Source organism: Pantoea sp. M_10, from assembly GCF_008631515.1.
In the GTDB taxonomy this organism is placed as follows: domain Bacteria; phylum Pseudomonadota; class Gammaproteobacteria; order Enterobacterales; family Enterobacteriaceae; genus Pantoea; species Pantoea anthophila.
Map to the genome: position 1 here is coordinate 224,473 of NZ_VWUL01000002.1, position 24,152 is coordinate 248,624.

Annotated in this window: 24 protein-coding genes and 1 tRNA gene; 21 read left to right on the plus strand and 4 right to left on the minus strand. The window is 57.1% G+C overall.

The features are described 5' to 3' along the window. The first annotated feature begins 521 nt into the window (after positions 1-521). Entirely contained in the window at positions 522-1,019 is a 498-nt protein-coding gene (gene tssB / locus F3I47_RS07975; protein ID WP_046102420.1) for a type VI secretion system contractile sheath small subunit, read from the plus strand. Positions 1,020-1,052: 33 nt separating this feature from the next. Then, positions 1,053-2,594 (plus strand): type VI secretion system contractile sheath large subunit, encoded by a 1,542-nt coding sequence (gene tssC / locus F3I47_RS07980; RefSeq protein ID WP_150028911.1) that lies wholly within the window; start codon positions 1,053-1,055, stop codon positions 2,592-2,594. Positions 2,595-2,851: 257 nt separating this feature from the next. Here tssC and F3I47_RS07985 read toward each other — a convergent pair. After that, a tRNA-Arg gene (locus F3I47_RS07985) sits at positions 2,852-2,923 on the minus strand. A 177-nt stretch (positions 2,924-3,100) separates the two neighbouring features. Further along, a complete protein-coding gene (locus F3I47_RS07990) occupies positions 3,101-4,048 on the minus strand; it encodes a formate/nitrite transporter family protein (protein ID WP_009088915.1) in 948 nt (315 codons plus the stop codon). Between the two features lie 242 nt (positions 4,049-4,290). Here F3I47_RS07990 and ccmA point away from each other — a divergent pair, with 242 nt between their 5' ends. From ccmA to F3I47_RS08050, 12 genes are all read left to right on the plus strand, one after another. Continuing rightward, positions 4,291-4,908: a cytochrome c biogenesis heme-transporting ATPase CcmA gene (gene ccmA, locus F3I47_RS07995; protein WP_009088917.1), complete on the plus strand. Its 618-nt coding sequence runs from the start codon at positions 4,291-4,293 to the stop codon at positions 4,906-4,908. Next, positions 4,908-5,567 carry a heme exporter protein CcmB gene (ccmB, locus tag F3I47_RS08000; RefSeq protein ID WP_009088919.1) on the plus strand — a complete coding sequence of 220 codons (660 nt, stop codon included), beginning with the start codon at positions 4,908-4,910 and terminating at the stop codon, positions 5,565-5,567. Before ccmA ends, ccmB begins: the two co-directional genes overlap by 1 nt. A 50-nt stretch (positions 5,568-5,617) precedes the next feature. Beyond that, positions 5,618-6,358, plus strand: coding sequence for a heme ABC transporter permease (locus F3I47_RS08005; protein ID WP_058956857.1), 741 nt, complete (start codon positions 5,618-5,620; stop codon positions 6,356-6,358). After that, positions 6,355-6,588: a heme exporter protein CcmD gene (gene ccmD / locus F3I47_RS08010; protein WP_150028910.1), complete on the plus strand. Its 234-nt coding sequence runs from the start codon at positions 6,355-6,357 to the stop codon at positions 6,586-6,588. Before F3I47_RS08005 ends, ccmD begins: the two co-directional genes overlap by 4 nt. Continuing rightward, on the plus strand, positions 6,585-7,070 hold the full coding sequence (gene ccmE, locus F3I47_RS08015; RefSeq protein ID WP_009088922.1) for a cytochrome c maturation protein CcmE: 486 nt from the start codon (positions 6,585-6,587) through the stop codon (positions 7,068-7,070). Before ccmD ends, ccmE begins: the two co-directional genes overlap by 4 nt. Beyond that, entirely contained in the window at positions 7,067-9,025 is a 1,959-nt protein-coding gene (locus F3I47_RS08020) for a heme lyase CcmF/NrfE family subunit (protein WP_150028909.1), read from the plus strand. The genes ccmE and F3I47_RS08020 overlap by 4 nt, the downstream gene beginning before the upstream one ends. Further along, on the plus strand, positions 9,022-9,579 hold the full coding sequence (locus tag F3I47_RS08025) for a DsbE family thiol:disulfide interchange protein (protein WP_009088927.1): 558 nt from the start codon (positions 9,022-9,024) through the stop codon (positions 9,577-9,579). The genes F3I47_RS08020 and F3I47_RS08025 overlap by 4 nt, the downstream gene beginning before the upstream one ends. Further along, complete coding sequence (locus tag F3I47_RS08030; protein ID WP_181405338.1) at positions 9,576-10,031, plus strand: cytochrome c-type biogenesis protein; 456 nt, start codon at positions 9,576-9,578, stop codon at positions 10,029-10,031. Before F3I47_RS08025 ends, F3I47_RS08030 begins: the two co-directional genes overlap by 4 nt. Then, on the plus strand, positions 10,028-11,239 hold the full coding sequence (gene ccmI, locus F3I47_RS08035) for a c-type cytochrome biogenesis protein CcmI (RefSeq protein ID WP_150028908.1): 1,212 nt from the start codon (positions 10,028-10,030) through the stop codon (positions 11,237-11,239). Before F3I47_RS08030 ends, ccmI begins: the two co-directional genes overlap by 4 nt. 149 nt (positions 11,240-11,388) lie before the next feature. Further along, positions 11,389-12,153 carry a phospholipid-binding lipoprotein MlaA gene (gene mlaA, locus F3I47_RS08040; RefSeq protein WP_140923029.1) on the plus strand — a complete coding sequence of 255 codons (765 nt, stop codon included), beginning with the start codon at positions 11,389-11,391 and terminating at the stop codon, positions 12,151-12,153. A gap of 821 nt (positions 12,154-12,974) precedes the next feature. Then, positions 12,975-13,925 carry a hypothetical protein gene (locus F3I47_RS08045; RefSeq protein WP_150028907.1) on the plus strand — a complete coding sequence of 317 codons (951 nt, stop codon included), beginning with the start codon at positions 12,975-12,977 and terminating at the stop codon, positions 13,923-13,925. Next, a complete protein-coding gene (locus F3I47_RS08050) occupies positions 13,922-14,188 on the plus strand; it encodes a hypothetical protein (protein ID WP_150028906.1) in 267 nt (88 codons plus the stop codon). The genes F3I47_RS08045 and F3I47_RS08050 overlap by 4 nt, the downstream gene beginning before the upstream one ends. A 116-nt stretch (positions 14,189-14,304) precedes the next feature. Here the strand turns inward: F3I47_RS08050 and fadL are convergent, their stop codons facing one another. After that, entirely contained in the window at positions 14,305-15,588 is a 1,284-nt protein-coding gene (fadL, locus tag F3I47_RS08055; protein WP_150028905.1) for a long-chain fatty acid transporter FadL, read from the minus strand. A 358-nt stretch (positions 15,589-15,946) separates the two neighbouring features. Between fadL and F3I47_RS08060 the strand changes: the two genes are divergently transcribed. The 4 genes from F3I47_RS08060 (at position 15,947) to sixA (ending at position 20,515) form a co-directional block, all read left to right on the plus strand. Further along, positions 15,947-16,243 carry a YfcZ/YiiS family protein gene (locus tag F3I47_RS08060; RefSeq protein ID WP_009088938.1) on the plus strand — a complete coding sequence of 99 codons (297 nt, stop codon included), beginning with the start codon at positions 15,947-15,949 and terminating at the stop codon, positions 16,241-16,243. A gap of 158 nt (positions 16,244-16,401) precedes the next feature. Beyond that, positions 16,402-17,712 carry an acetyl-CoA C-acyltransferase FadI gene (fadI, locus tag F3I47_RS08065; RefSeq protein ID WP_150028904.1) on the plus strand — a complete coding sequence of 437 codons (1,311 nt, stop codon included), beginning with the start codon at positions 16,402-16,404 and terminating at the stop codon, positions 17,710-17,712. After that, complete coding sequence (gene fadJ / locus F3I47_RS08070; RefSeq protein ID WP_150028903.1) at positions 17,712-19,832, plus strand: fatty acid oxidation complex subunit alpha FadJ; 2,121 nt, start codon at positions 17,712-17,714, stop codon at positions 19,830-19,832. Before fadI ends, fadJ begins: the two co-directional genes overlap by 1 nt. A gap of 200 nt (positions 19,833-20,032) precedes the next feature. Beyond that, a complete protein-coding gene (gene sixA, locus F3I47_RS08075; RefSeq protein WP_009088942.1) occupies positions 20,033-20,515 on the plus strand; it encodes a phosphohistidine phosphatase SixA in 483 nt (160 codons plus the stop codon). A 28-nt stretch (positions 20,516-20,543) separates the two neighbouring features. Here the strand turns inward: sixA and smrB are convergent, their stop codons facing one another. Continuing rightward, positions 20,544-21,092: an endonuclease SmrB gene (gene smrB, locus F3I47_RS08080; RefSeq protein WP_009088943.1), complete on the minus strand. Its 549-nt coding sequence runs from the start codon at positions 21,090-21,092 to the stop codon at positions 20,544-20,546. Between the two features lie 159 nt (positions 21,093-21,251). Here smrB and prmB point away from each other — a divergent pair, with 159 nt between their 5' ends. The 3 genes from prmB to mepA are packed head-to-tail and all read left to right on the plus strand — an operon-like array spanning position 21,252 to position 24,144. Continuing rightward, a complete protein-coding gene (gene prmB / locus F3I47_RS08085; RefSeq protein WP_009088944.1) occupies positions 21,252-22,184 on the plus strand; it encodes a 50S ribosomal protein L3 N(5)-glutamine methyltransferase in 933 nt (310 codons plus the stop codon). A 45-nt stretch (positions 22,185-22,229) separates the two neighbouring features. Further along, positions 22,230-23,315: a chorismate synthase gene (gene aroC, locus F3I47_RS08090; protein WP_009088945.1), complete on the plus strand. Its 1,086-nt coding sequence runs from the start codon at positions 22,230-22,232 to the stop codon at positions 23,313-23,315. 4 nt (positions 23,316-23,319) lie between these two features. After that, positions 23,320-24,144 carry a penicillin-insensitive murein endopeptidase gene (gene mepA, locus F3I47_RS08095; protein WP_009088946.1) on the plus strand — a complete coding sequence of 275 codons (825 nt, stop codon included), beginning with the start codon at positions 23,320-23,322 and terminating at the stop codon, positions 24,142-24,144. The last annotated feature ends 8 nt before the right edge of the window (positions 24,145-24,152 follow it).

Sequence of the window (24,152 nt, forward strand, 5' to 3'; positions counted from 1 at the left end):
CCGCGCTGGCTGGGTGTGGGGGAGGGTTTAAATCTATTCTCACCAGCGGTTCCTGCAATTATCGCATTAAATCAGGCACGCTTTGTCTTAATAAAAATTCGATATCATTCTGGACATCTTTCTTAGGAATATTCCACAGTTTCTCCTGTCAGCCCGCGTTATAACGTCCGACGTTTCTTTCCGCCTTTATATCTTCTGTTCCAGAATGCTCCTTCAGTCAGTCAATGACTCTTTTTGGTGTAGCTGTATTGATGCAAATCAATGCCATAACCATTTACGCGTAATTTTTCGTTCGTTTTCACTGCAGCGACATAAATGTTTATTTAATTGCTCACTTCTGGCTCAAATCGCTGGTATGGCGACAATCACCGCTATTAAAATTCAGCAGAAAATTCTTAATATATCGAGCAAATAGCGTAATGATCTTAATATTTGATCTTATCTCGATCATTATTCTATTATCGTGCGTCTATAGCTTTAGTCTGAAAAATCCATGTAGCGATAATCTGAGGGATGATGAGATGTCGGATAGTTTCCAGAGTGAAGTGCCGAAGGCACGTATTAATTTGAAACTCGATTTGCATACGGGGGGCGCAAGCAAGAAAACGGAACTCCCCCTTAAATTACTGGTGGCGGGTGACTTCAGTCATGGTCAGGAATCTGCACCCCTGTCTGAGCGTAAGAAAGTTAATCTCAACAAAAATAACTTTGACTCAGTGCTTTCCGAATATTCCCCAAACGTCAATCTGACCGTTAAAAACACACTTGCTGGTGATGGCAGTGAGGAAAATATCACGCTGACATTCCAGAGTATGAAGGATTTCACCCCGGAACAGGTTTCACGGCAAATACCCCAGCTGAAAGCCATGCTTTCCATGCGCAATTTACTTCGCGATTTAAAAGCCAACCTGCTGGACAACCAGGCATTCCGAAAAGAGCTGGAAAAGATTCTGCTCGATCCGGCATTGAGCGCAGAACTCAGAGCCGAACTCTCCGCCCTGGCCCCGAAACAGCCATAACGATCACGATGCTTTAACGGATTAATAAGGAAGATGCTGATGTCTGTAAAAAATGAGAATGCCGCGGGTGGCGAGAGTGTCGTGCTGGAACGTCCTGCTGCCGGTGGGGTATATGCCTCCCTGTTTGAAAAAATCAACCTGAACCCGGTGTCTGAACTGAGTGCGCTGGACATCTGGCAGGACGCGCAGGCGATGTCAGATGCGACCGCGGATGAGCGTCTGACTGCCGGGATGCAGGTGTTTCTGGAATGCCTGACAAAATCGGGCTCAAAAGTCGAAAAGCTCGACAAAAACCTGATTGACCACCATATCGCAGAACTGGACTATCAGATCAGCCGCCAGCTTGATGCCGTGATGCATAGCGAAGAATTCCAGGCAGTGGAAAGCCTGTGGCGCGGCGTGAAATCACTGGTTGATAAAACCGATTTCCGTCAGAACGTGAAGGTTGAACTGCTGGATATGTCAAAAGAAGAGCTGCGTCAGGACTTCGAAGACAGCCCGGAAATCATCCAGAGCGGATTGTATAAGCAAACCTATATTGAAGAGTATGATACACCGGGTGGCGAACCGATTGCCGCGCTGATTTCCGCTTACGAGTTTGATGCGTCTGCGCAGGATGTCGCGCTGCTGCGCAATATCTCCAAAGTCTCTGCCGCAGCACATATGCCGTTTATCGGCTCGGCTGGCCCGAAATTCTTCCTGAAAGATTCGATGGAAGAAGTGGCTGCTATCAAGGATATCGGTAACTACTTTGACCGTGCGGAATACATCAAGTGGAAATCCTTTCGCGAGACGGACGATTCCCGCTACATCGGTCTGGTCATGCCGCGTGTGCTGGGCCGTCTGCCCTATGGCCCGGACACCGTGCCTGTTCGCAGCTTCAATTATGTTGAGGAAGTAAAAGGCCCGGATCACGACAAATATCTCTGGACCAACGCCTCTTTTGCCTTTGCGGCAAACATGGTGCGCAGTTTTATCAATAACGGCTGGTGTGTACAGATTCGGGGCCCGCAGGCCGGTGGTGCGGTTCAGGATCTGCCTATTCATCTGTATGACCTTGGCACCGGCAATCAGGTGAAAATTCCGTCCGAGGTCATGATCCCGGAAACCCGCGAATTTGAATTTGCCAACCTGGGTTTCATTCCGTTGTCATATTACAAAAACCGCGACTATGCGTGCTTTTTCTCGGCGAACTCCACTCAAAAACCTGCGCTGTATGATACGGCAGATGCGACGGCTAACAGCCGTATCAATGCCCGTCTGCCCTACATCTTCCTGCTGTCGCGTATTGCCCACTATCTGAAGCTGATTCAGCGTGAAAACATCGGCACCACCAAAGACCGTCGTCTGCTGGAGCTGGAGCTGAATACCTGGGTGCGCAGTCTGGTCACGGAAATGACCGACCCGGGCGACGAGCTGCAGGCCTCTCACCCGCTGCGTGACGCCAGAGTGGTGGTGGAAGACATTGAGGATAACCCCGGCTTCTTCCGCGTGAAGCTCTATGCCGTGCCGCACTTCCAGGTGGAAGGGATGGACGTCAGCTATGCTGAAATAAAACAGAATGCCGCAGAGTAGTCGCAGGCGCGAAAAGGCAGTGTGATTAAGTCCGCTATAAGCATGGCGACCGCGATGCAGTCAGCGCGGATGAATGTTCTGCAGACTCTGCTCAATGCCTGCCCGAGTGACATTCCGGAAATCGTATTACCGGGTCAGACTCGTTGCATGACGAAACGTCATGGACAGCACTCAGATCAGGTTAACAAGTGAGGATTTATCGCGCCGGTAAAAAGCAGGTTTTTAATGCGGGCAGGTGTAAAAGGGAGGGCAGATATTGTCCCCTGCAGGAATCGAACCTGCAACTAGCCCTTAGGAGGGGCTCGTTATATCCATTTAACTAAGGGGACAGCGGCACGCAGTATAGCGAAACAGGCGATGAGATTCATCAGGTCGCCGCGCGTTTGCTCATTACGTCAGCAATGTCGCTGTTCAGCCTCTCTTTTGAGACTACTTTTTTCATGCAGGGGCCAGATAACACGTGCAGCGCAAATCCTTCTGTGCTGCACTTTTTTACCTGACGACGGTTATTCAGCACCTTCCTCTTTTTCTCCGCGCTCTTCACGCTCACGACGCTTCTCCTGCCTGCGCTTTTCCGCCTTCGCTTTGGCGACCGCCGCTTCACTCATGTCATTACGGATCTGTGCGTGACTGATCAGCGCAAAAATCAGGGTGCCGCCGGTGATGTTGCCGAGCAGGGTAGGCAGGGCAAACGGCCAGAGGAACTCATGCCAGCTGATGCTGCCATTGAAGACCAGATAGAGCACCTCCACCGATCCCACCACGATATGCGCCAGATCGCCCAGCGCAACCAGCCAGGTCATCATGACAATGACCACCAGTTTGGCCCCGCCCGCAGAGGGGAACATCCAGACCATGGTGGCGATAATCCAGCCGGAAATGACGGCGTTGGCAAACATCGAGCCGGGCGAGTTCTCCATCACTTTCATGCTGATGTCGGTAAAGGCCTGGCGGGTTGCCTCGTCAAAAATGGGCATCTCGTTGAAGGCCAGCGCACCCAGTGCCGTACCGATCAGGTTGCCCAGCAGGACAATACCCCATAACCGTAACAGCAGACCGCCATTACCCCAGGTCGGTTTGTGCATGACCGGCAGCACTGCCGTGACGGTATTTTCGGTAAATAACTGCTGGCGCGCCATAATGACGATGACAAAGCCAAAGGTGTAGCCGAGATTTTCCAGCAGAAATGCACCCGGCACGCCATCAAGGTGGACCTTGAATATCCCCTTCGCCATCAGTGAGGCACTCATGGAGAGGCCTGCGGCAATGGCTGACCAGAGCAGGGCCATCCCGTCACGCTCCAGCTCTTTCTCCCCATCCTGACGGATCTCTTCATGGATCGCCGCGGCGCGGGAGGGTAATGCCTCCTCATCGACTTCGATGTCAGTGCCCTTGTCCTTCTCTTCGCTATCGACGTCGTTAGGACCCTGTTCATTACCTGATGAAGGCTTCATATTTTCTCCTGGTGATAGTGCTGTGGCGTAATAAGCGTAGCTGTTTTTTATTTGCCAATTATGTAACGAGCGATGCGAATAAGCGTAACAAGCTTTTTCATACCTGCATTTTTATTCAGACTCAGCGCCAGACCGCACGAATAAACCCCTTACAGCGCGCCTGAGCAGCGGCTCAGACTTCGGCCCTTAGCAACATTGTGGTAATATCCCGGCCACTTTTAGCTGGTGCGATTCCCCCCTCGATGTTGGAAATCATTACGCTCACTTGTGCATACGATGAACGCGCGCTGTTTCAGCAGCTCTCATTTCGCGTCTCTGCCGGTGATATTGTGCAGATTGAAGGCCCCAACGGTGCCGGTAAAACCTCGCTACTGCGACTGCTGGCAGGGCTGAGCCGTCCTGAGCAGGGTGAGATACGCTGGCAGCAGCAGCCGATCCTGCGGCAGCGCGACGCCTGGCATCAGGCGATGCTTTATCTGGGCCATCATCCCGGCGTCAAAGGCGTCCTCACGCCGCTGGAAAATCTGCGGTTCTACCATCCTGACTGCAGTGACGCGCAGATTTTTGCTGCGCTTGACAGTGTCGACCTCACGGGTGACGAAGAGGTGCCGGTAAGCCGGTTGTCGGCGGGTCAGCAGCGTCGCGTCGCGCTGGCGCGCCTCTGGCTCAGCCAGGCCCGTGTCTGGATCCTGGATGAGCCGCTGACCGCCATCGACAAAGCGGGGGTTGAAAAATTAATGGCCAGATTTGCCGCCCATGCCGATAACGGGGGCGCCGTAATCCTGACAACCCATCAGGATCTACCCGCTGCGGCCGCGCGGGTGCGTAAAATTCGCCTCGGCGATGCGGAGGCAAGCTGATGCTGTTTCGCCTGATTCAGCGTGAATTGCGTATCGCCTTTCGCGGCGGCGCTGATGTGGTCAATCCGCTGTGGTTTTTCCTGATTGTGATTACCCTGTTTCCGCTGGGCATCGGACCTGATCCGCAGCAGCTGGCGCGCATTGCGCCGGGTGTCGCCTGGGTGGCGGCGCTGCTGGCGTCGCTGCTGGCGCTGGAGCGCCTGTTTCGCGACGATTTCAGCGACGGTTCGCTTGAGCAGCTCCTGCTGTTGCCTTCGCCGCTGCCGGTGACGGTCATCGGCAAAGTCGTGGCGCACTGGCTGATCACCGGTCTGCCGCTGATTATCCTGTCGCCGCTGGCGGCGCTGCTGCTGTCGCTGGATTTCAATGGCTGGCGGGCGATGGCCCTGACGCTGCTGCTCGGCACGCCCACTCTGAGTTTTCTCGGTGCCATCGGCGTCGGGCTGACGGTGGGATTACGCCGGGGTGGGGTATTGCTCAGCCTGCTGGTATTGCCGCTGGCGATTCCGGTGTTGATCTTCGCCAGTGCCGCGATGGAAGCCGCCAGTCAGGGCCTGCCGATGGGTGGCTATCTGGCGATTCTTGGCGCGATGCTGGCAGGCAGCGCCACGCTCTCGCCGTTTGCCACGGCGGCGGCGTTACGGATTACGTTGCAGTAACCGCGCATAAAAAGACGCGGCCTTTTTTATCGTTAATGTGAGCATTTGATATGTGGAAAGCGTTACATCAGCTGGCCCGGCCCGAACGGCTCTATCAGCTTTCGGGGCGCCTGGTGCCCTGGTTTGCGATAGCAGGCGTGGCGACGTTGCTGCTGGGCTGGATCTGGGGATTTGGATTTGCTCCCGCTGACTATCAGCAGGGCGACAGTTTTCGCATCATGTATATCCATGTGCCCGCTGCCATGTGGTCGATGGGCATCTATGCCGCCATGGCCGTCGCGGCATTTACCGGTCTGGTGTGGCAGATGAAAATGGCCGATCTGGTTTCTGCCGCCATGGCACCCGTGGGCGCAGTCTTTACCTTTATTGCACTGGTCACCGGTTCCGCGTGGGGCAAACCGATGTGGGGAACCTGGTGGATCTGGGATGCACGCCTCACCTCGGAGCTGGTGTTACTTTTCCTCTATATGGGCGTGATTGCACTCTGGCACGCGTTCGATGACCGCCGCACCGCAGGCCGGGCCGCCGGCGTCCTGATTCTGGTCGGCGTGGTCAACCTGCCCATCATCCACTTCTCAGTGCAGTGGTGGAATACCCTGCATCAGGGCTCGTCCGGCATCCTTCAGCAGGCGATTGCGCCGGTGATGCGAACGCCGCTGCGCTGGGCCATCCTCGGTTATCTGCTGCTGTTTATCACGCTGACGCTGATGCGGCTGCGCAACCTGATTCTGTTAACGGAACGCCATCGCCCCTGGGCACTTGACGTCGCAAAACGGGGAGAGCAGAAATGACGCCGGCCTTTTCCTCCTGGCACGCCTTTTTTGCCATGGGCGGCTACGCCTTTTACGTCTGGCTGGCGGTGGCCTGCACGCTGCTTCCGCTGGCGGGACTGACGCTGCATACCCTGTTACTGCGCCGCCGCCTGCTGGCGGAGATCCTCCAGCGTGATGCGCGTGAACGTCGCACCCAGGCAGCTAAATCCAGAAAAGCCGCGGCTGAAGCGGCAGGAGAGAGTGTGTGAATAGCCGTCGACGCAATCGCCTCTGTGCGGCCGTTGCGATTCTGCTTGGCCTGGGCCTGGCCACCGCGCTGGTGATGTATGCGCTGCGCTCAAACATCGATCTGTTTTATACCCCGGGAGAAATCCTCTATGGCAAAGGCGAGGCGCATGAGAAGCCGGAGGCGGGCCAGCGGCTGCGCGTCGGTGGCATGGTGATGCCCGGCAGCGTGCACCGGGACCCGAACAGCCTGGCGGTAACGTTCAAACTTTATGATGCGCGCGGCGTCGTCAGCGTCAGTTTTGAAGGCATCCTGCCGGATCTGTTCCGGGAAGGGCAGGGCGTCGTGGCGCAGGGCGTGCTGGCGGACGGTAACCAGATCGTTGCCAGAGAAGTGCTGGCCAAACACGATGAGAAATATACGCCGCCGGAGATAGAAGACGCGATGAAGAGCAATCACAACGGCCCGCAGTCACAGTATCAGGCGGGAAATAAATCATCATGATGCCGGAAACCGGGACTTTTCTGCTTTGTCTGGCGCTGGGGCTGGCGCTGCTGCTCAGCAGCTATCCACTCTGGGGCGCAATTCGTCAGGATGCGCGGCTGATGGCGATGGCGCGCCCGCTGGCCTGCGGGCTGTTTGTCTGCATCGCTGCGGCCTTTATGCTGCTGGTCTGGGCTTTTATCTGCAACGATTTTACCGTGGCCTATGTTGTCACCAACTCCAACAGCCTGCTGCCGGTCTACTACCGCATTGCCGCCACCTGGGGCGCGCATGAGGGATCGCTGCTGCTGTGGGTGTTGCTGCTCAGCACCTGGACCTTAGCCGTGGCGATCTTCAGTCGCGGTATGCCACAGGACGCGCTGGCGCGCGTGCTGGCGGTCATGGGGATGATCAATCTTGGTTTCCTGCTGTTTATCCTGCTGACGTCGAATCCGTTTGCCCGCACGCTGCCCGACTTCCCTGTAGACGGGCACGACCTGAACCCGATGCTGCAGGATATCGGCCTGATCTTCCATCCGCCGCTGCTCTACATGGGTTATGTCGGATTCTCAGTGGCCTTTGCGTTTGCCATCGCTTCGCTGATGGCCGGACGGCTCGATACCGCGTGGGCGCGCTGGTCGCGTCCCTGGACCACCGCGGCCTGGGTCTTCCTGACTATCGGGATTGTGCTGGGCTCGGCCTGGGCCTATTACGAACTGGGCTGGGGCGGCTGGTGGTTCTGGGATCCGGTAGAGAACGCCTCGTTCATGCCGTGGCTGGCGGGCACGGCGCTGATCCACTCGCTGGCCGTCACCGAAAAGCGTGGCACCTTTAAGGCCTGGACCGTGCTGCTGGCGATCACCGCCTTTTCGCTCAGCCTGCTCGGTACGTTTCTGGTGCGCTCCGGCGTGCTGGTGTCGGTCCACTCGTTCGCTTCCGATCCGGCGCGCGGCATGTTTATCCTCGCGTTTCTGGTGATTGTCATCGGCAGTTCGCTGCTGCTCTATGCGATCAAAGGGGGGCAGGTGCGGAGCCGGGTACAGAACGAAACCTGGTCACGGGAATCCTTTCTGCTGGGCAACAATGTGCTGCTGATTGCGGCCATGCTGGTGGTACTGCTCGGCACGCTGTTGCCGCTGGTGCACAAGCAGCTGGGACTGGGCAGCATTTCGGTGGGTGAGCCGTTCTTCAATACGATGTTCAGCTGGCTGATGGCGCCGTTTGCGCTGCTGATGGGGATCGGGCCGCTGGTACGCTGGCGGCGCGATGAACCGCAGAAACTGGCCAAACGGCTGGCGCTGGCGCTGCTCGTTACCCTGGCCTGTTCGATAATTATTCCCTGGTGGCTGCAGGATCGCATTGCGGCGATGACCGTGGTGGGCTTACTGATGTCCCTCTGGATCATTGTGCTGACGCTGCTGGAACTGCACGAACGCGCCACGCATCGCCATCCGTTTCTGACCGGGCTGCGTCACCTCTCCCGCAGCCACTGGGGCATGGTGCTGGGCCACCTTGGTGTCGGGGTCACGGTGATTGGTATCGCCTTCAGCACGCAATACAGCGTGGAGCGCGACGTGCGGATGCGGGCGGGGGATAGCGTGGACATCCATCACTATCACTTTGTCTTCCGCGGCGTGCAGAACCTGCAGGGGCCTAACTACAGCGGCGGCATGGGGATTATCGATGTCACGCGCAACGGGAAACCGGAAGCGACGCTGCAGGCGGAAAAACGCTTCTATACCGCGGCCCGAACCATGATGACCGAAGCGGCGATTGATGGGGGTTTCAGCCGCGATCTCTATGCAGCGCTGGGCGAGGAGCTGGAGGATGGCGGCTGGGCGGTGCGTATCTACTACAAACCCTTTGTCCGCTGGATCTGGGCTGGCGGCGTACTGATGGCGCTGGGGGGCCTGTTCTGCCTGTGGGATCCCCGCTATCGCTCGCGCAAAAAAGCCGCACGTGAGGAGCGCGCATGAACAAGAAAATCCTGTTTATCCCGCTGGTGCTGTTTCTGCTGCTGGCAGCGGCGCTGCTGTGGCAGCTGACCCGCAATGCGGATGGCGACGATCCGACCCGTCTTGAATCGGCGCTGATCGGTAAACCGGTGCCGCTGTTCCGGCTGGAAGCGCTCGACCAGCCCGGCAAAACTTATGACCAGCGCGTGCTGACCGATGGCAGGCCGATACTGCTGAACGTCTGGGCAACCTGGTGTCCGACCTGCCGCGCCGAACATCACTATCTGAATACGCTGGCGGAGCAGGGCATTCGGGTGGTCGGCCTGAACTACAAAGACGATCGCCATAAGGCGGTTAACTGGCTGAACACGCTGGGTAACCCCTACGCCCTGAGTCTCTACGATGGCAGCGGCATGCTGGGACTCGACCTCGGCGTTTATGGCGCACCGGAAACTTTTCTGATCGACGGTAAAGGGATTATCCGCTATCGCCACGCCGGCGATCTCAACGCGCGCGTCTGGGAGCAGGAAGTGAAACCGTTGTGGATGAAATACAGTGCGGAGGCGGGATCATGAGATCGCTGTTACTGATCTGTGGCCTGCTGTTCAGCATCAATCTGTGGGCGACCATCGACACACTGCAATTTGACTCTCCGGCTCAGGAGGCGCAATACCGTGACCTCACCGCATCACTGCGCTGTCCGAAATGTCAGAACAACAGCATCGCCGACTCGAATGCCATGATTGCCGCCGATATGCGGCTGAAAGTTTATGAGCTGATGAAGCAGGGGCAGAGCCGCCAGCAGATCATTGATTATATGGTGGCGCGCTACGGCAACTTCGTCTCTTATTCGCCACCACTGACCCCGTCAACGCTGATCCTGTGGGCTGGCCCGGCGCTGTTTGTGCTGCTGGGTGGCGCGGTGATTATTCTGCGCAGCCGTCGGCGTCACACCCACAGTGCGCTGGATGACGCTGAGCAACAGCGTCTCGATGCCTTACTGAAGTCAGACAGGAAGCCGTCATGAGTGCATTCTGGATTACCCTTTTTCTGTTACTGCTGGCGGCGTGCACGCTGTTCCTGGCCGCAGGCTGGCGGCAGCGTTATGCCAGCCCGGGCGACCGCGATCGCCTCAATCAGCGCTTTTACCATCAGCGGATCGATGAGCTGGCACAGGATGAAGAGCAGGGCGTTGTTGCTGAGCGCCCGGTAATGGAGCGCGAGTTACAGCAGACGCTGCTGGCCGATATTCCGCCGGCGCAGAGCCTCCCGTCCCACAGCAGCAGCCGCTGGATTTTGCTGCCGGGCCTGCTCGTGCTGATTGGGGTGTCGCTGGGAACCTATCTGAAAACCGGCGGCCTGACGCAGTACACCGGCTGGATGCAGGTGCAGCAGGCGTACCCTGCGCTGCGTGCGCGGCTGATGGACCCCGGCGCCAGACCGCTCAGCATGGAGGAACTGGCACGTTTAGAGCTCGGATTGCGTACCGCCCTGCAAACGGAACCGGATAATCTGGCCGACTGGACCATGCTGGGGCGGCTTGGCATGGTGCTGAATCAGGCTGATATCGCCAGTCAGGCGTTTGAGCATGCTTTACAGCTCTTACCCAACGATATGACGCTGAAGCAGGATTATGCAGAGGTGCTGACGCGCTCTCCCGATCCGCAGGATAACCGTCAGGCGTCACTGCTGCTGCGCGCTCTGCTGAAAGCGGAGCCGCAAAACCCGCGTACGCTTGGCCTGATGGCGTTTAACGCCTACGGCCAGCAGCAGTACGATCAGGCGATTGAGGCCTGGCAGGCCCTGCTGAACGTGCTGCCTGCCGGTGACACACGACGCGCGATGATCGCCCGCAGCATTGAGCAGGCGAGAAGTGATGCCGGAGAGCAGAGCCGTCAGCTGGCACTGACCGTGCGGCTGACCCCGCAGGCAGAAAAAATGTTACCGCAGGACGGAGTGTTGTATATTTCGGTTTCTGACGGGACGTCACCGGTGCCGGTGGCGGTGAAGCGCATGCCGCTGAGCCACTTCCCGCTGACGCTGACGCTGGATGACAGCAATGCCATGATGCCGGATCGCCTGCTGTCGGCGCAGCATCAGGTCGCGGTTCGGGTGCGTATCTCCCGCGACGGCAGCGCCAGCCCGCAGCCGGGTGACTGGCTGGGTGAGAGCGCCGTGACGCCCTGGGATGGTCATCAGCCGATCGCGGTAGAGATTAATCAGCAGCTTCCCTGAACATCATCAACGATCCTGTTCAGGTCGCTGCGTGCCATTGCCTGCTGCCTCTGGCATAAAGTCAGCTATGCTCATCGGGTAAGCCGATTCGACGCCGGGCTGTGCCTGAACGATGGGTAGCCCTTTTTCATCCGCACAGGGAGATTGGAATGAATTATCGCCTGACCAGCCTGGCTGTGGCCAGCGTCCTTCTGGTAGGTTGTGCCAGTTCAAAGCCGGCAAATAGCGATCCTGCGCAGCGCAGCGATCCGTTCGAAGGCTTTAACCGCACGATGTTTAACTTTAACTACAATGTGCTGGATCCCTATGTGCTGCGTCCGGTCGCTGTCGCCTGGCGCGACTATGTGCCGGTGCCTGCACGAACCGGCCTGAGCAATTTCCTCGGCAACCTGGAAGAGCCCGCCAGCATGGTTAACGCCATTCTGGTTGGTGACGGACGCGATGCGGGTATCCACTTCACCCGTTTCTTCCTGAACAGCGTGCTGGGTCTGGGTGGTTTCATTGACGTCGCCGGTAAAGCCAATCCGGAACTGGCGCGTGAACAGCCGCACCGTTTCGGCACCACGCTGGGCCACTATGGTGTCGGCTATGGTCCTTACGTTGAGCTGCCGGCTTACGGCAGCTTCACTATACGGCAGGATGGCGGTGACTACGTTGATACCCTCTATCCGATCCTCGGCTGGCTGACCTGGCCGATGTCGATTGGTAAGTGGACGCTGGAGGGGATTGAGACCCGCGCGCAACTGCTGGATTCCGATGCGATCCTGAAGCAGCAGAGCGATCCGTACGCCTTTATCCGTAACGCCTACTTCCAGCGTCACGACTTCCTGGCGCGTGGCGGCAAACTCAAGCCGGAAGAGAATCCAAACGCCGCCGCGATTCAGGATGACCTGAAGGATATCGACGCGCAGTAACGTTATGAGATCCTCAAGAAGCCGTGTCACATAAACTGTTCTGAGTTTGTTGACTGCGCCTGACCCGGTCTGCTTCAAGACCGGGTCAGCGCAAATAAGCGTTTTAAGCCTTTCCCAGACTGTCCGGTTTGCCTCGTTTTTGCTTCGGACCCTTTTCTCCTCTGTTTCTACTTCTGACGTTTTCCGTAACGACCTGTTTTTTTCCTGTCCGGGTCTGCTATTAGCTTCCTGCCTTCCGTTATGAGCCTGTTTTAAACAAATCTGGTGTCAGAGAATGACTGTTTATATGAGGCAGATCCGGGTGTAAAATTCGGAGGAAAATTCTGATGTGAAAAAACGCTGTGTAATCAGCGGGATATTTTTAGAGTGTTCCCCTCGTGAGCGGGGATAAACCGCTACTTATCCTGAATTCACTGCCAGGCGGTAGTGAGTGATAAGCAGCCTCCGGCTGTCATAGTCGCATGTAAAACCCGGATCAACAGTAAGTCATATGATACTCATTTTGCCAATTACCGACGCCGGCGTGATGAAGAAGGATTCCATTAAAAACTGCTGTACTGGCAGGCTTACAGAGTGGGATTGTGACTATCTATGGCAGGGCTGCCCGTAAACCGGCAGGCAGAGCCAGTACTTACCTGAGTCTGTGATAAAAGGCATCCTCGATAATCACACCGATCAGGCCGTCAGGATATCTCGTCAGATCCCGGAATATCGCATTTTTGAAGGCAACAGGTCTGACTGTCATTTCTTATTTCACTAACGAGTCAGGAGTAATATATTCCTGAACTACATGGAGCTAAATAGCCCTCGAAGGTGATTAGATGAATGTCTCAAATATGGATATGCAGCAGAAACTTGAACTTGCCATAATCAAGGCGGCAAAACTACTGCCGGGTGATGTGGGTGAACAATTGCTGGCAATGCTAACTCCATCAGCTCTGGCTACAATGGCAGCGATTACGGGGGGTTGGGCAGGCGCACACTTTTTTGGCATAGGAGAGTTAGCTGATCTTATTCTGATAGTGGCGGGTTGGGTTGCCGTTGGTGGTGTGGCTGTTGAGGCTTCAAAAAAACTCTATGAATTCGTTAAGACCACATACAGCGCCAGAACTGAAAGTGATCTGGATGAAGCAGCAGCCTGTTTAGCTGCAGCCATCACCCTAATTGGCGTCGATACTGTGATGGCGATTTTACTGAAAAAGAACCCTCGTGACGCCTTCAGGCATTCATACCGAAATATTCGTATGCCCAGATACAGCGCATCAGTGGGACGCGCAATGAATGGCCCCCGGAACAGTTCTCCATCCTGGCGGTATCGCCCTAAAATTCGCTTTACTGATAAGCAAAGCGCCGGATTAGGCTCAACTAACATGTGGGGTGACATTACCATTGGCCGTGCCTACGACCGTACGGTAAAAACAGCAGAACAGGCTGCTGAGGATGTTCTGGCGACCCTATATCATGAGCGGGTGCATTCATCCATTGCGCCGAAGTTTTATCTGCTTCGCGAGCTTAGAGCTTTCATGCATGTTAGCGCCTATCACAAATCATATATCTTACGGTATCTGGAAGAGGCATTTGCAGAGCTGGTTGGGTTAATGAGAGCGAAAGGGATGTCACCGCGTTATGTTATTGACGGTTTCAAATTCCCGTTGACCAACAACTATGAGATCACCTTTACCGCTCTGCGACATGAAGCAGCTGGCGTGCTTCTGGGGCCGGTTGTTGTCGGCGGGTCAATGTACAATGTCTATTATGGAATTCAGCAATGATCAACGCAGAAGATGCAAAGGATGCCGCACGCGACTACGCATTCCGACATAAACTGGGATGGAGTGAGAAATTCACTTTCATTAAAACGTCTTCTTTTGACGGCGTTGAATGCTATATCGTCGAAACATCGAGCGAAGATGCGGAAAACAAATCATGGATGGAAATCGAGACCTCTACTCCCGTGAATATTTACGTCGATGTGAACACCGGCAAATGCTTCGGGCATCAGTTCGGTAACAGAGGTTTTAACAAGGGTATCTGATACCCTTAATCTTCTGTTGTGTGCGTGTACCCCCGCGCCTGCGGGGCATCAGTCGGAATAGGTCAGCAGTCTGAAGGCGACTCATCCGAGTCGCCTTTTTGAATCCCACCCGCCGGTCAGAACTTGTAGTTAAAGTTCGCGCCGTAAAGCCAGGCCTTGCCTTCTGAGTTAAAGGTATAAGGACCTTCTTTCACCGTCACTTTCTGCCCATGCATATAGGAGATGCCCAGATCGACCGAGGCGTTATCATTGAAGGCGTACGAGGTACCCGCACTCAGCCATAAACGATCCTGATCCGGGATGGAGATAGAGCGTTTATCGGCTGGCACCGGGCTGTCATCAAATGCGATACCGGTGCGGAACGTCCAGTTGCTGTCGTAGAAATAGGTGGTGCCCAGCGCGATACGGTAGGCATCGTGGAAGCTTTCATCTTTATAGAACAGCGTCTGGCCCTGAGAACCGGTGGCTTTCAGCTCCTGGAACTGACTCCAGCTGGTGTAGGCCATGCTGTAGTGAACCGCCCACTGCGGAGCCACTTTATGCCAGCCCGACACTTCCCACATCTCCGGCAGATTCAGGGTTAACGCGCCCGGAACGGTCGTGCCGTTGGTACCAAAAGGCACGCCTGACACTTCCGGGTTGTTGACCGCGTTCAGACGGGAGGACAGATTACTTTTGTAATCGCCATCAAAGTCGATCTTCACCTCTGAACGATAGCTGAAGCCGAAGCGGTTATTTTCATCCACTTCATACAGGATACCGGCATTCCAGCCGTAGCCCCACTCGTCGCCTTTCAGATGGGCAACCTGCGTATCAGCCGGTACGCCCAGTCTCGCGCCTGATTCACCGGCATAGCGTTCAATTTTCGCTTTAGCATAAACCGCATCAAAACCGACGCCCACGCTGAAGTGCTCATTAAACCGGTAAGCGGTGCTGAGGTTTAAGTTGCCGGTCATCAGGTCCGTTTTACCGCCGTAGCCGCCAGCGGTGTAACCATTATTAAACTCTGTTGCTAAGCCATAGTTAGAGGTTGCCGATGCGCCAATCCACCACTGATCGTTGATGGGCTGAACGTAATGAATATTAGGTATCCACTGATTCGGGGCGATATTGCTGGCATTCAGGCTGCGTCCCGTCGGACTGCGGCCCGTGATATCCACATCCGGGTCAATATAAACCGCACCGATGGAAAATTCCGGGCGATCCATTAACGCCATCGTTGCCGGGTTACGGCTGGCGGATGCCGCCGTATCGCCCATTGCCCCTTCGCCTGAGTAGGCGCGACCTAAACCAATCGTAGAGAACTCATTTAACTGAAACCCAGCTGCGTAAACGTGTGAAGAGACAAGCGCCACTGCAGCCGCCACGGCTGACTTTGCGAACAGGTTCTTATGGTTCATGACCACAACCTCATGTGAATTATTATTTAACGCTATAACGTCGCGTAACAAAGGACGGCGGATTGTAGGGACTGACGGTAAACGCACATATCAGACCAGTGCGGAGAGTATAGGTCCGACCTGTGTGCAAGTTGCAATATTGTTTTTAAAATATTTCAGAGTTGATCGCTTAAAATTCGATCTGCATAACAAAAAGCACCCTGGTGAAGACAGCATACCGATTCCAGTTTGTTCTGGATCAATTTTTATTGTGATATTCGTCACTTAGCCACAGTCGCGTGGCGCATCTTATCGCAAGCGGGTAAAATTCCGGCCATAAAATCGCTTAACTCACCCGAAGCCGGGGCAGGAGATAAAGATGACTGATGCCATTAAAAAATGCAGTGCGACCGAAACCGCTGCCTGCTGCTGCGTTGATGTCGGCACCGTAATGGATAATACCGACTGCACCGCCAGCTGGTCAGAGTGGTTCCCGCAGCGACAGGATGCGGAAGCCAAAGCCGCCCGGCTGACTGAGCGTGCCCGTCAAGTGGAATCGGAACCCTGTGTGATTGACGTCCGGTTCAGCGATGTCGATCAGGGCGTGCAGCTGGATATCGATTTCACCTTCAGCTGCCAGGCTGAAACCCTGATTTTCCAGCTCGGCCTGCGATAACGCCTCTTACGCCGCCTCAGCGCGGCGTTTTTCAATTTCGTGTTTCCCTTCGCACTTTTTCCTTTCTGCTATTGGCGGCTCACCCGCTTGTGGTTAACACTGATCAGGTCAGACCTCTTCAGGCAATGATGCCACAGTCCCGGCTACAGGTGAGAACAATGAGCAAAGCGCAGCCGCTGCTGACGCGTGATGGCGAACGCATCGCAATTACCCACGGGTTACGAACCCCTTTCTTACGCCAGGCGACCGGCTTTCATGGCATTCCCGCCATTGAGCTGGGACGGATGGTGGTCAGCGAATTAATGGTGCGCAGTGAGTTACCGGCAGACGTGATTGAGCTGCTGGTATTTGGTCAGGTGGTACAGATGCCGGAAGCGCCAAACATTGCGCGTGAAATTGTCTTAAGCAGCGGGCTGAATGTGAATACCGACGCCTACAGCGTCAGCCGTGCCTGCGCCACCAGTTTTCAGGCGGTGGCGAATGTGGCAGAGAGCCTGATGGCGGGTACGGTTTCTGCCGCTATTGCCGGCGGGGCAGACTCCTCGTCAGTGCTGCCGATTGGGGTCACTAAAACGCTGGCCCGCGCGCTGGTGGATCTCAATAAGGCCCGCAGCCTGGGGCAGAAACTGCATATCCTTAAACGGCTGCGCCCGCGCGATCTGCTGCCGGTGCCGCCTGCGGTGGCGGAGTACTCGACTGGCCTGCGGATGGGGGACACGGCCGAGCAGATGGCGAAAAGCTACGGTATCACCCGTGAGGCTCAGGATGCGCTGGCGCTCCGTTCCCATCAGCATGCCGCCAGAGCCTGGCAATCCGGGGTGCTGAATCAGGAAGTCATGGCAGCCTTTGTACCGCCGTGGAAAACCGCAATCGATCAGGACAATAACGTGCGGATGAACGCTAAAGCAGAGGATTACGCCCGACTGCGTCCCGCCTTTGACCGCCAGCACGGCAGCGTTACCGCCGCCAACAGCACGCCGCTGACGGATGGCGCGGCAGCCGTCATTCTGATGCGGGAAGGGCGCGCCCGGGAACTGGGCGCCACGCCGCTGGGCTTCCTGCGCAGCTACGCCTTTACCGCCATTGATGTCCAGCAGGACATGTTGCTGGGGCCAGCCTATGCTTCGCCGCTGGCGCTGGATCGTGCCGGGGTGAGCCTGGCCGATCTGACGCTTATAGATATGCATGAGGCGTTCGCGGCCCAGACGCTGAGCAATCTGCAGCTGTTTCGTGACGAGCGTTTCGCCCGTGAGGTGCTGAACCGGCCGCATGCGCTGGGCGAGGTCAACGAAGAGCGTTTTAACGTGCTGGGCGGTTCCATCGCCTATGGTCATCCTTTTGCCGCCACGGGCGCGCGTATGATTACCCAGACGCTTAATGAACTGCGCCGCCGTGGAGGCGGGCTGGGACTGGTCACCGCCTGCGCGGCGGGTGGTCTGGGTGCGGCAATGGTTCTGGAGGCCGAATAATGGAGCAGAATGCGTTTCAGCTGACGATGCGACAGGATCACGTCGGCATTATCACGATTGATGTCCCTGGCGAGAAGATGAACACCCTGAAAGCGGAATTCGCCGGCCAGATTGCCGCCATCATTGCGGAAGCGCGACGCGATCCGCAACTGGCGGGACTGGTCCTGATCTCCGGCAAAACGGACAATTTTATCGCGGGCGCGGACATCAGCATGATTGACCGCTGCCAGAGTGCGCAGGAAGCTGAAGCGCTGGCGAAGCAGGGCCAGGAAGTGATGGCGATGATCGACGCGCTGCCTTTTCCGGTGGTGGCGGCCATTCACGGGGCCTGCCTGGGCGGTGGACTGGAACTGGCGCTGGCCTGCGATGCGCGCATCTGCTCGCTGGATGATAAAACCCGCCTCGGGTTGCCGGAGATACAGCTCGGCTTGCTGCCTGGCTCTGGCGGGACGCAGCGGCTGCCGCATTTAATCGGCGTTCAGCAGGCGCTGCCGCTGATGCTGACCGGCAAAAGTCTGCGCGCGAAGCAGGCGCGAAAGCTCGGCGTCGTCGATGATGCGGTTCCCCGCCCGATCCTGCTGGAGACCGCGATTGCACGGGTGAAAAAGGGCAAGGTCAGCGGACGCGTCCTGCCGCTGCGCGATCGGCTGCAGCATGGCCCGGTCGCCCGCCAGGCGTTGTTTGCGCTGGCGACACGCCAGACCGCGGCGAAAACGCAGGATAACTATCCGGCCGCCAGACGGCTGATTGAGGTGGTGCGCATCGGGCTGGAGCAGGGCAGCCGCGCCGGCCATGATGCGGAGGCGCGCGCCTTTGGCGAACTGGCGATGACGCCGGAGTCCGTTGCGCTGCGCGGACTCTTCTTTGCCACCACGGCGATGAAAAAGGAGCGGGGCGGTGAAGCTGAACCCGCGACCGTGAAGCGTGTTGCGGTACTGGGCGGCGGGCTGATGGGCGGCGGCATTGCCAGCGTCACCGCGATCAATGCCGGGTTGCCGGTGCGCATCAAAGATATCAGCCTGGAAGGCGTCAGCCATGCGCTGAAAACCAGCTGGGATCTGCTCAGCAAAAAGGTCCGTCGTCGTCAGCTGACCCCGGCAGCGCGCCAGCAGCAGATGGCGCGCATCACTGGTGGCATCGATTATCAGGGATTCTCGCAGCGCGACGTGGTGATCGAAGCGGTGTTCGAAGATCTTGCCCTGAAGCAGCAGATGGTGCACGACGTCGAGGCACACTGTCAGTCGCATACCCTGTTTGCTTCCAACACCTCTTCACTGCCGATTGCGGATATCGCCGCCGGGGCGCAGCGTCCTGAGAATGTCATCGGGCTGCACTATTTCAGTCCGGTGGAAAAAATGCCGCTGGTGGAGGTGATACCGCATCTGAATACTTCGGCCTCGACGCTGGTTACCGTTGTGGCACTGGCGCGCAGTCAGGGCAAGACGCCGATCGTCGTCGCAGACAAGCCGGGTTTCTATGTCAACCGCATCCTGACCCCCTATATAAATGAAGCGATGCGCTGTCTGCTGGAGGGGGAGCCGATTGAGCACATCGATCGGGCGCTGGTGAAGTTTGGTTTTCCGGTTGGTCCGCTTCAGCTGCTTGATGAGGTCGGCATTGATGTCGGCAGCAAAATCAGCCCCATTCTGCATCAGGCCTATGGTGAACGCTTTGCCGCACCCGCCGCGTTTGATGCGGTGATCAGGGATGGCCGTAAGGGCCGTAAAAATGGCAGGGGCTTCTATCGTTATGACCTGCCGCGCTGGCAGCGTAAAAAACCGGACGCCTCGCTTTATAGCCTGCTGAAGGTCACGCCGCAGGCCAGGCAGAGTGGGGCACAGATTGCAGAACGCTGTGTGATGATGATGCTGAATGAGGCCGCCCGTTGTCTCGATGAGCAGGTAATTCGCAGCGCCCGGGACGGCGACGTGGGGGCGGTGTTTGGCATCGGCTTTCCGCCTTTCCTGGGCGGGCCGTTCCACTACATGGATAAACTGGGCGCGGCGGAAATGGTCAGCCGGCTGAACCGTCTCGCGCAGCAGCACGGTGAACGATTTGCCCCCTGTGAGGCGCTGATTCAGGCGGCTGCAGAACAGACGAAATTTTACATTTCTCTGTGAAATGGAATAACGGCTCCGATTCAGCGGGTTAGAAAAGCGCCGCCCGCGTGTGCGGCGCAGCATGAATCTGAGAAGTGCTTATTTAATAAACAACCGGTTGACTATACTGAAGCCATTAGGGTAAAACACAGCGTTCATTCGCAGAGTGAAGAGTCTGACGCGTCGCGTCGGGCGATATCGACAAACAACAGCGGTGCTTTATGCAAGTTTTTATCATGCGTCACGGCGATGCGGCTCTGGAAGCAGCAAGTGATTCAGTCAGGCCTTTAACCTTATGTGGCTGTGATGAATCGCGTCAGATGGCCCACTGGCTTAACAGCCAGACGCCGGACATCGAGCGTGTCCTGGTCAGTCCCTATTTACGCGCGCAGCAGACGCTCGCTACCGTGCGTGAAGCCTATCCCCTGCCGGAAGGCCAGGACGTGTTACCGGAGTTAACGCCGGGTGGCGATCCGGGCCTGGTCGGCTGCTATCTGCAGGCGCTGGCGAACGAAGGGGTGAAATCGGCGCTGGTCATCTCCCATCTGCCCCTGGTGGGCTACCTGGTTTCCGAACTCTGCCCGCAGGAAACCCCACCGATGTTTGCCACTTCCGCCATTGCCTGCGTCGAGTTCGATCCGGCAGAGAGTGCCGGTAAACTGCTGTGGCAGGTCAGTCCGAAGAAGCTGGCGAAAGCCATCTGACGACGAGGGGCCGATGACACCGGCCCTGTCAGGGCAACTCAGGCGGTTGCCACTCCTCAATCTCAATCAGCACCAGCAGCGCAGCATCACCGCCGAACATTTTCGGCGCCTGATGAAACGCCATGACCCACGGATGCTGGGCCAGCCACAGCGGCGTCTGCTGCTTCAGAATATGTTTTCCATGTCCGGTCATGACGCTGGCGCAGAACAGATGTTCACGGCGGCAGGCGGCGATCAGTGCGCCCAGCTCCTGCTTGGCCTGCATCTGCGTTAAGCCGTGCAGGTCGAGAAAAATCTCCGGGGTATAGTCACCCCGGCGCAGTTTTTTCAGCTCAAAATGGCTGACATCGGCGCGCACGTAACGGGTAGCCCCTTCGGTCGAGAGCAGGGGCTGAAACTCATCCGAAAAGTAATGGCTGTTGTCCGCCTGCTCGGAAAGCAGACGCTTTACCGGAATCTCGCGGGTTTTTACCGGCGCTTTATGGACATAAGTGTCCTGTTTTAACTGACGTGTCCCCGTCATTAACTGGCGAAACAGCGCCTCATCATCCGGGCTTAGCGGTGTTTTTTTACTCATGGCAGGTCAGTCTTATCAGAAAAGGCTGTCACACAGCAGAGCTGATACCTTACCGTTAAGTGTCATTAATTGTCAGCTTTTTCACCTCGCTGCGCTGAATTCTCCCCGGCTTCATGGCACACTATCGGCCGATTTAGCAAAAGGCCTGCGGAGGGCTACGTGGACAAAATTTTCGTCGATGAGGCAGTGAACGAACTGCACACCATTCAGGACATGCTGCGCTGGGCGGTAAGCCGCTTTTCCGCTGCCGGAATCTGGTACGGACATGGCACAGACAATCCCTGGGACGAAGCCGTTCAACTGGTCCTGCCGTCTCTCTGGCTGCCGCTGGATATTCCGGAAGATATGCGCAACGCGCGTCTGACCGCCAGCGAACGTCTTCTGATCGTCGAGCGCGTCATTCGTCGCGTTAACGAGCGTATTCCGGTCGCCTACCTGACCAACAAAGCCTGGTTCTGCGGTCACGAATTCTTTGTTGATGAGCGCGTGCTGGTGCCGCGTTCACCGATTGGCGAATTGATCGAGAACCGCTTTGCCGGTCTTATCAGCACGCCACCCGCGCATATTCTGGATATGTGCACCGGCAGCGGCTGCATCGCGATTGCCTGCGCTTACGCCTTCCCGGAAGCGGAGGTCGACGCCGTCGATATTTCGACCGGTGCGCTGGCGGTGGCCGAGCAGAATATTGAAGAACATGGCCTGATCAATCAGGTCACGCCGATTCGTGCTGACCTGTTCCGCGAACTGCCGCCGCTGAAGTATGACCTGATCGTCACTAACCCGCCTTATGTGGATGCGGAAGATATGGACGATCTGCCCAATGAGTATCGCCACGAACCGGAGCTGGGTCTGGCGGCGGGCAGCGATGGTCTGAAGCTGGTGCGCCGCATTCTGGCCTGCGCGCCTGACTATCTCAGCGAGCAGGGCGTTCTGGTCTGCGAAGTCGGTAACAGCATGGTGCATATGATCGAGCAGTATCCCGATGTGCCCTTTACCTGGCTGGAGTTTGACAACGGCGGTGACGGTGTCTTTACGCTGACGCGCCAGCAGATCGTCGACGCACAACACCATTTCTCCTTTTACAAAGACTAAAAGTGGGGCGAAGCCTCGCCCGCCGAACCCTGACAAGGAAACAGCATGGCCGGAAACAGCATCGGACAATTTTTTCGAGTAACTACCTTTGGCGAGTCCCACGGTCTTGCGCTGGGCTGCATCGTTGATGGGGTGCCACCGGGCATCCCCCTGACCGAAGCGGATATCCAGCATGACCTCGACCGTCGTCGTCCTGGCACCTCGCGCTACACCACGCAGCGTCGCGAGCCGGATCAGGTGAAAATTTTGTCCGGTGTGTTTGAGGGTGTGACCACCGGCACGTCTATTGGCCTGCTGATTGAGAACACCGATCAGCGGTCGCAGGATTATGGCGCGATCAAAGATCTCTTCCGTCCCGGCCATGCCGATTACACCTACGAGCAGAAGTATGGTCAGCGCGACTACCGTGGTGGTGGCCGCTCTTCGGCGCGTGAAACCGCGATGCGCGTGGCCGCCGGTGCGATAGCGAAGAAGTATCTGCAGATGAAACATGGTGTGGTGGTGCGCGGCTATCTGGCGCAGATCGGGGATATCGCCTGTGAGCTGAAAGACTGGAGCATCGTGGAAGAGAATCCCTTCTTCTGCCCGGATGCGGAGAAGCTGGAGGCGCTGGATGAACTGATGCGCGGCCTGAAAAAAGAGGGCGACTCCATTGGGGCTAAAGTCACGGTCATGGCTGATAACGTGCCGCCTGGCCTGGGCGAACCGGTCTTTGACCGTCTGGATGCCGACCTGGCGCACGCGCTGATGAGCATCAACGCGGTGAAAGGGGTAGAGATCGGTGACGGCTTCGCGGTGGTCAGCCAGCGCGGCAGCCAGCATCGGGATGAAATCCGTCACGATGGTTTCCAGAGTAACCACGCCGGCGGCATTCTGGGCGGCATCAGCAGCGGTCAGACCATCAGCGCCAACCTCGCAATGAAACCGACCTCCAGCATCACCGTGCCGGGTAAAACCATTACCCGCGATGGCGAAGAGGTGGAGATGATCACCAAAGGCCGCCACGATCCCTGCGTCGGGATCCGCGCCGTGCCGATCGCCGAGGCGATGATGGCGATCGTCCTGATGGATCATCTGCTGCGCCAGCGGGCGCAGAACGGTGATGTTAACAGCACCGTGCCGCGCTGGTGATGGCATGAAGGCACTTCTGCTTACTCTGAGCGCGCTGTTGTTCAGCGCCTCCAGCCTGGCGGCGACGCCGTGGCAGCGTATTCAGCAGCCCATCAGCGGCGCACCGCAGTCCATCGGCGGCTTTGCGAATGGCTGTATTATTGGCGCCCGGGCACTGCCGCTCAATTCACCCGACTATCAGGTGATGCGTCAGGATCAGCGTCGTTATTTCGGTCATCCCGATCTGATTGCGTTTATTCAGCGGCTGACGACCCGCGTGCACAACCTGCAGCTGGGTAATGTGCTGATTGGGGATATGGGCATGGCGGCTGGCGGACGTTTCAGCAGCGGTCACGCCAGCCATCAGACCGGGCTGGATGTCGATATCTGGCTGCAACTGCCGAAAACCCGCTGGACCGCGCAGCAGCTGCTGAAGCCGCAGCCGCTGGATCTGGTCGGGCCGGGTGATAAAAACGTGATTGCGCGCCACTGGCAGCCGGAAATCGACAGCCTGATTAAACTGGCGGCGAAAGATGATGATGTCACGCGCATCTTCGTCAACCCGGCGATTAAAAAGCAGCTTTGTGCGGATGCCGGTGCCGATCGTGACTGGCTGCGCAAAGTGCGCCCCTGGTTCGCGCATCGGGCGCATATGCATGTGCGGCTGCGCTGCCCGACCGGCAGTATCGGCTGTGAAGATCAGCCGCCACCGCCTCCGGGCGATGGCTGTGGCGCAGAGCTGCAGAGCTGGTTCCTGCCGAAGCAGCCCGGATCGGGCGCGCCGGTGAAACGTGAACCGCCGCCGTTACCGCCTGCCTGTCAGGCTCTGCTGGATAAACATCTACTGTAAGGGATTCC

Excerpts from the sequence above, each read along its gene's own strand:
- ccmA (WP_009088917.1), top strand. The coding sequence starts at position 4,291 with ATGTTGGAAATCATTACGCTCACTTGTGCATACGATGAACGCGCGCTG.
- F3I47_RS08030 (WP_181405338.1), top strand. The coding sequence starts at position 9,576 with ATGAGATCGCTGTTACTGATCTGTGGCCTGCTGTTCAGCATCAATCTG.
- ccmI (WP_150028908.1), top strand. The coding sequence starts at position 10,028 with ATGAGTGCATTCTGGATTACCCTTTTTCTGTTACTGCTGGCGGCGTGC.
- tssB (WP_046102420.1), top strand. The coding sequence starts at position 522 with ATGTCGGATAGTTTCCAGAGTGAAGTGCCGAAGGCACGTATTAATTTG.
- tssC (WP_150028911.1), top strand. The coding sequence starts at position 1,053 with ATGCTGATGTCTGTAAAAAATGAGAATGCCGCGGGTGGCGAGAGTGTC.
- mlaA (WP_140923029.1), top strand. The coding sequence starts at position 11,389 with ATGAATTATCGCCTGACCAGCCTGGCTGTGGCCAGCGTCCTTCTGGTA.
- ccmB (WP_009088919.1), top strand. The coding sequence starts at position 4,908 with ATGCTGTTTCGCCTGATTCAGCGTGAATTGCGTATCGCCTTTCGCGGC.
- smrB (WP_009088943.1), bottom strand. The coding sequence starts at position 21,092 with ATGAGTAAAAAAACACCGCTAAGCCCGGATGATGAGGCGCTGTTTCGC.
- fadL (WP_150028905.1), bottom strand. The coding sequence starts at position 15,588 with ATGAACCATAAGAACCTGTTCGCAAAGTCAGCCGTGGCGGCTGCAGTG.
- F3I47_RS08005 (WP_058956857.1), top strand. The coding sequence starts at position 5,618 with ATGTGGAAAGCGTTACATCAGCTGGCCCGGCCCGAACGGCTCTATCAG.
- F3I47_RS08045 (WP_150028907.1), top strand. The coding sequence starts at position 12,975 with ATGAATGTCTCAAATATGGATATGCAGCAGAAACTTGAACTTGCCATA.
- sixA (WP_009088942.1), top strand. The coding sequence starts at position 20,033 with ATGCAAGTTTTTATCATGCGTCACGGCGATGCGGCTCTGGAAGCAGCA.
- fadJ (WP_150028903.1), top strand. The coding sequence starts at position 17,712 with ATGGAGCAGAATGCGTTTCAGCTGACGATGCGACAGGATCACGTCGGC.
- F3I47_RS08050 (WP_150028906.1), top strand. The coding sequence starts at position 13,922 with ATGATCAACGCAGAAGATGCAAAGGATGCCGCACGCGACTACGCATTC.
- ccmD (WP_150028910.1), top strand. The coding sequence starts at position 6,355 with ATGACGCCGGCCTTTTCCTCCTGGCACGCCTTTTTTGCCATGGGCGGC.
- F3I47_RS08020 (WP_150028909.1), top strand. The coding sequence starts at position 7,067 with ATGATGCCGGAAACCGGGACTTTTCTGCTTTGTCTGGCGCTGGGGCTG.
- F3I47_RS08060 (WP_009088938.1), top strand. The coding sequence starts at position 15,947 with ATGACTGATGCCATTAAAAAATGCAGTGCGACCGAAACCGCTGCCTGC.
- F3I47_RS08025 (WP_009088927.1), top strand. The coding sequence starts at position 9,022 with ATGAACAAGAAAATCCTGTTTATCCCGCTGGTGCTGTTTCTGCTGCTG.
- F3I47_RS07990 (WP_009088915.1), bottom strand. The coding sequence starts at position 4,048 with ATGAAGCCTTCATCAGGTAATGAACAGGGTCCTAACGACGTCGATAGC.
- aroC (WP_009088945.1), top strand. The coding sequence starts at position 22,230 with ATGGCCGGAAACAGCATCGGACAATTTTTTCGAGTAACTACCTTTGGC.
- mepA (WP_009088946.1), top strand. The coding sequence starts at position 23,320 with ATGAAGGCACTTCTGCTTACTCTGAGCGCGCTGTTGTTCAGCGCCTCC.
- fadI (WP_150028904.1), top strand. The coding sequence starts at position 16,402 with ATGAGCAAAGCGCAGCCGCTGCTGACGCGTGATGGCGAACGCATCGCA.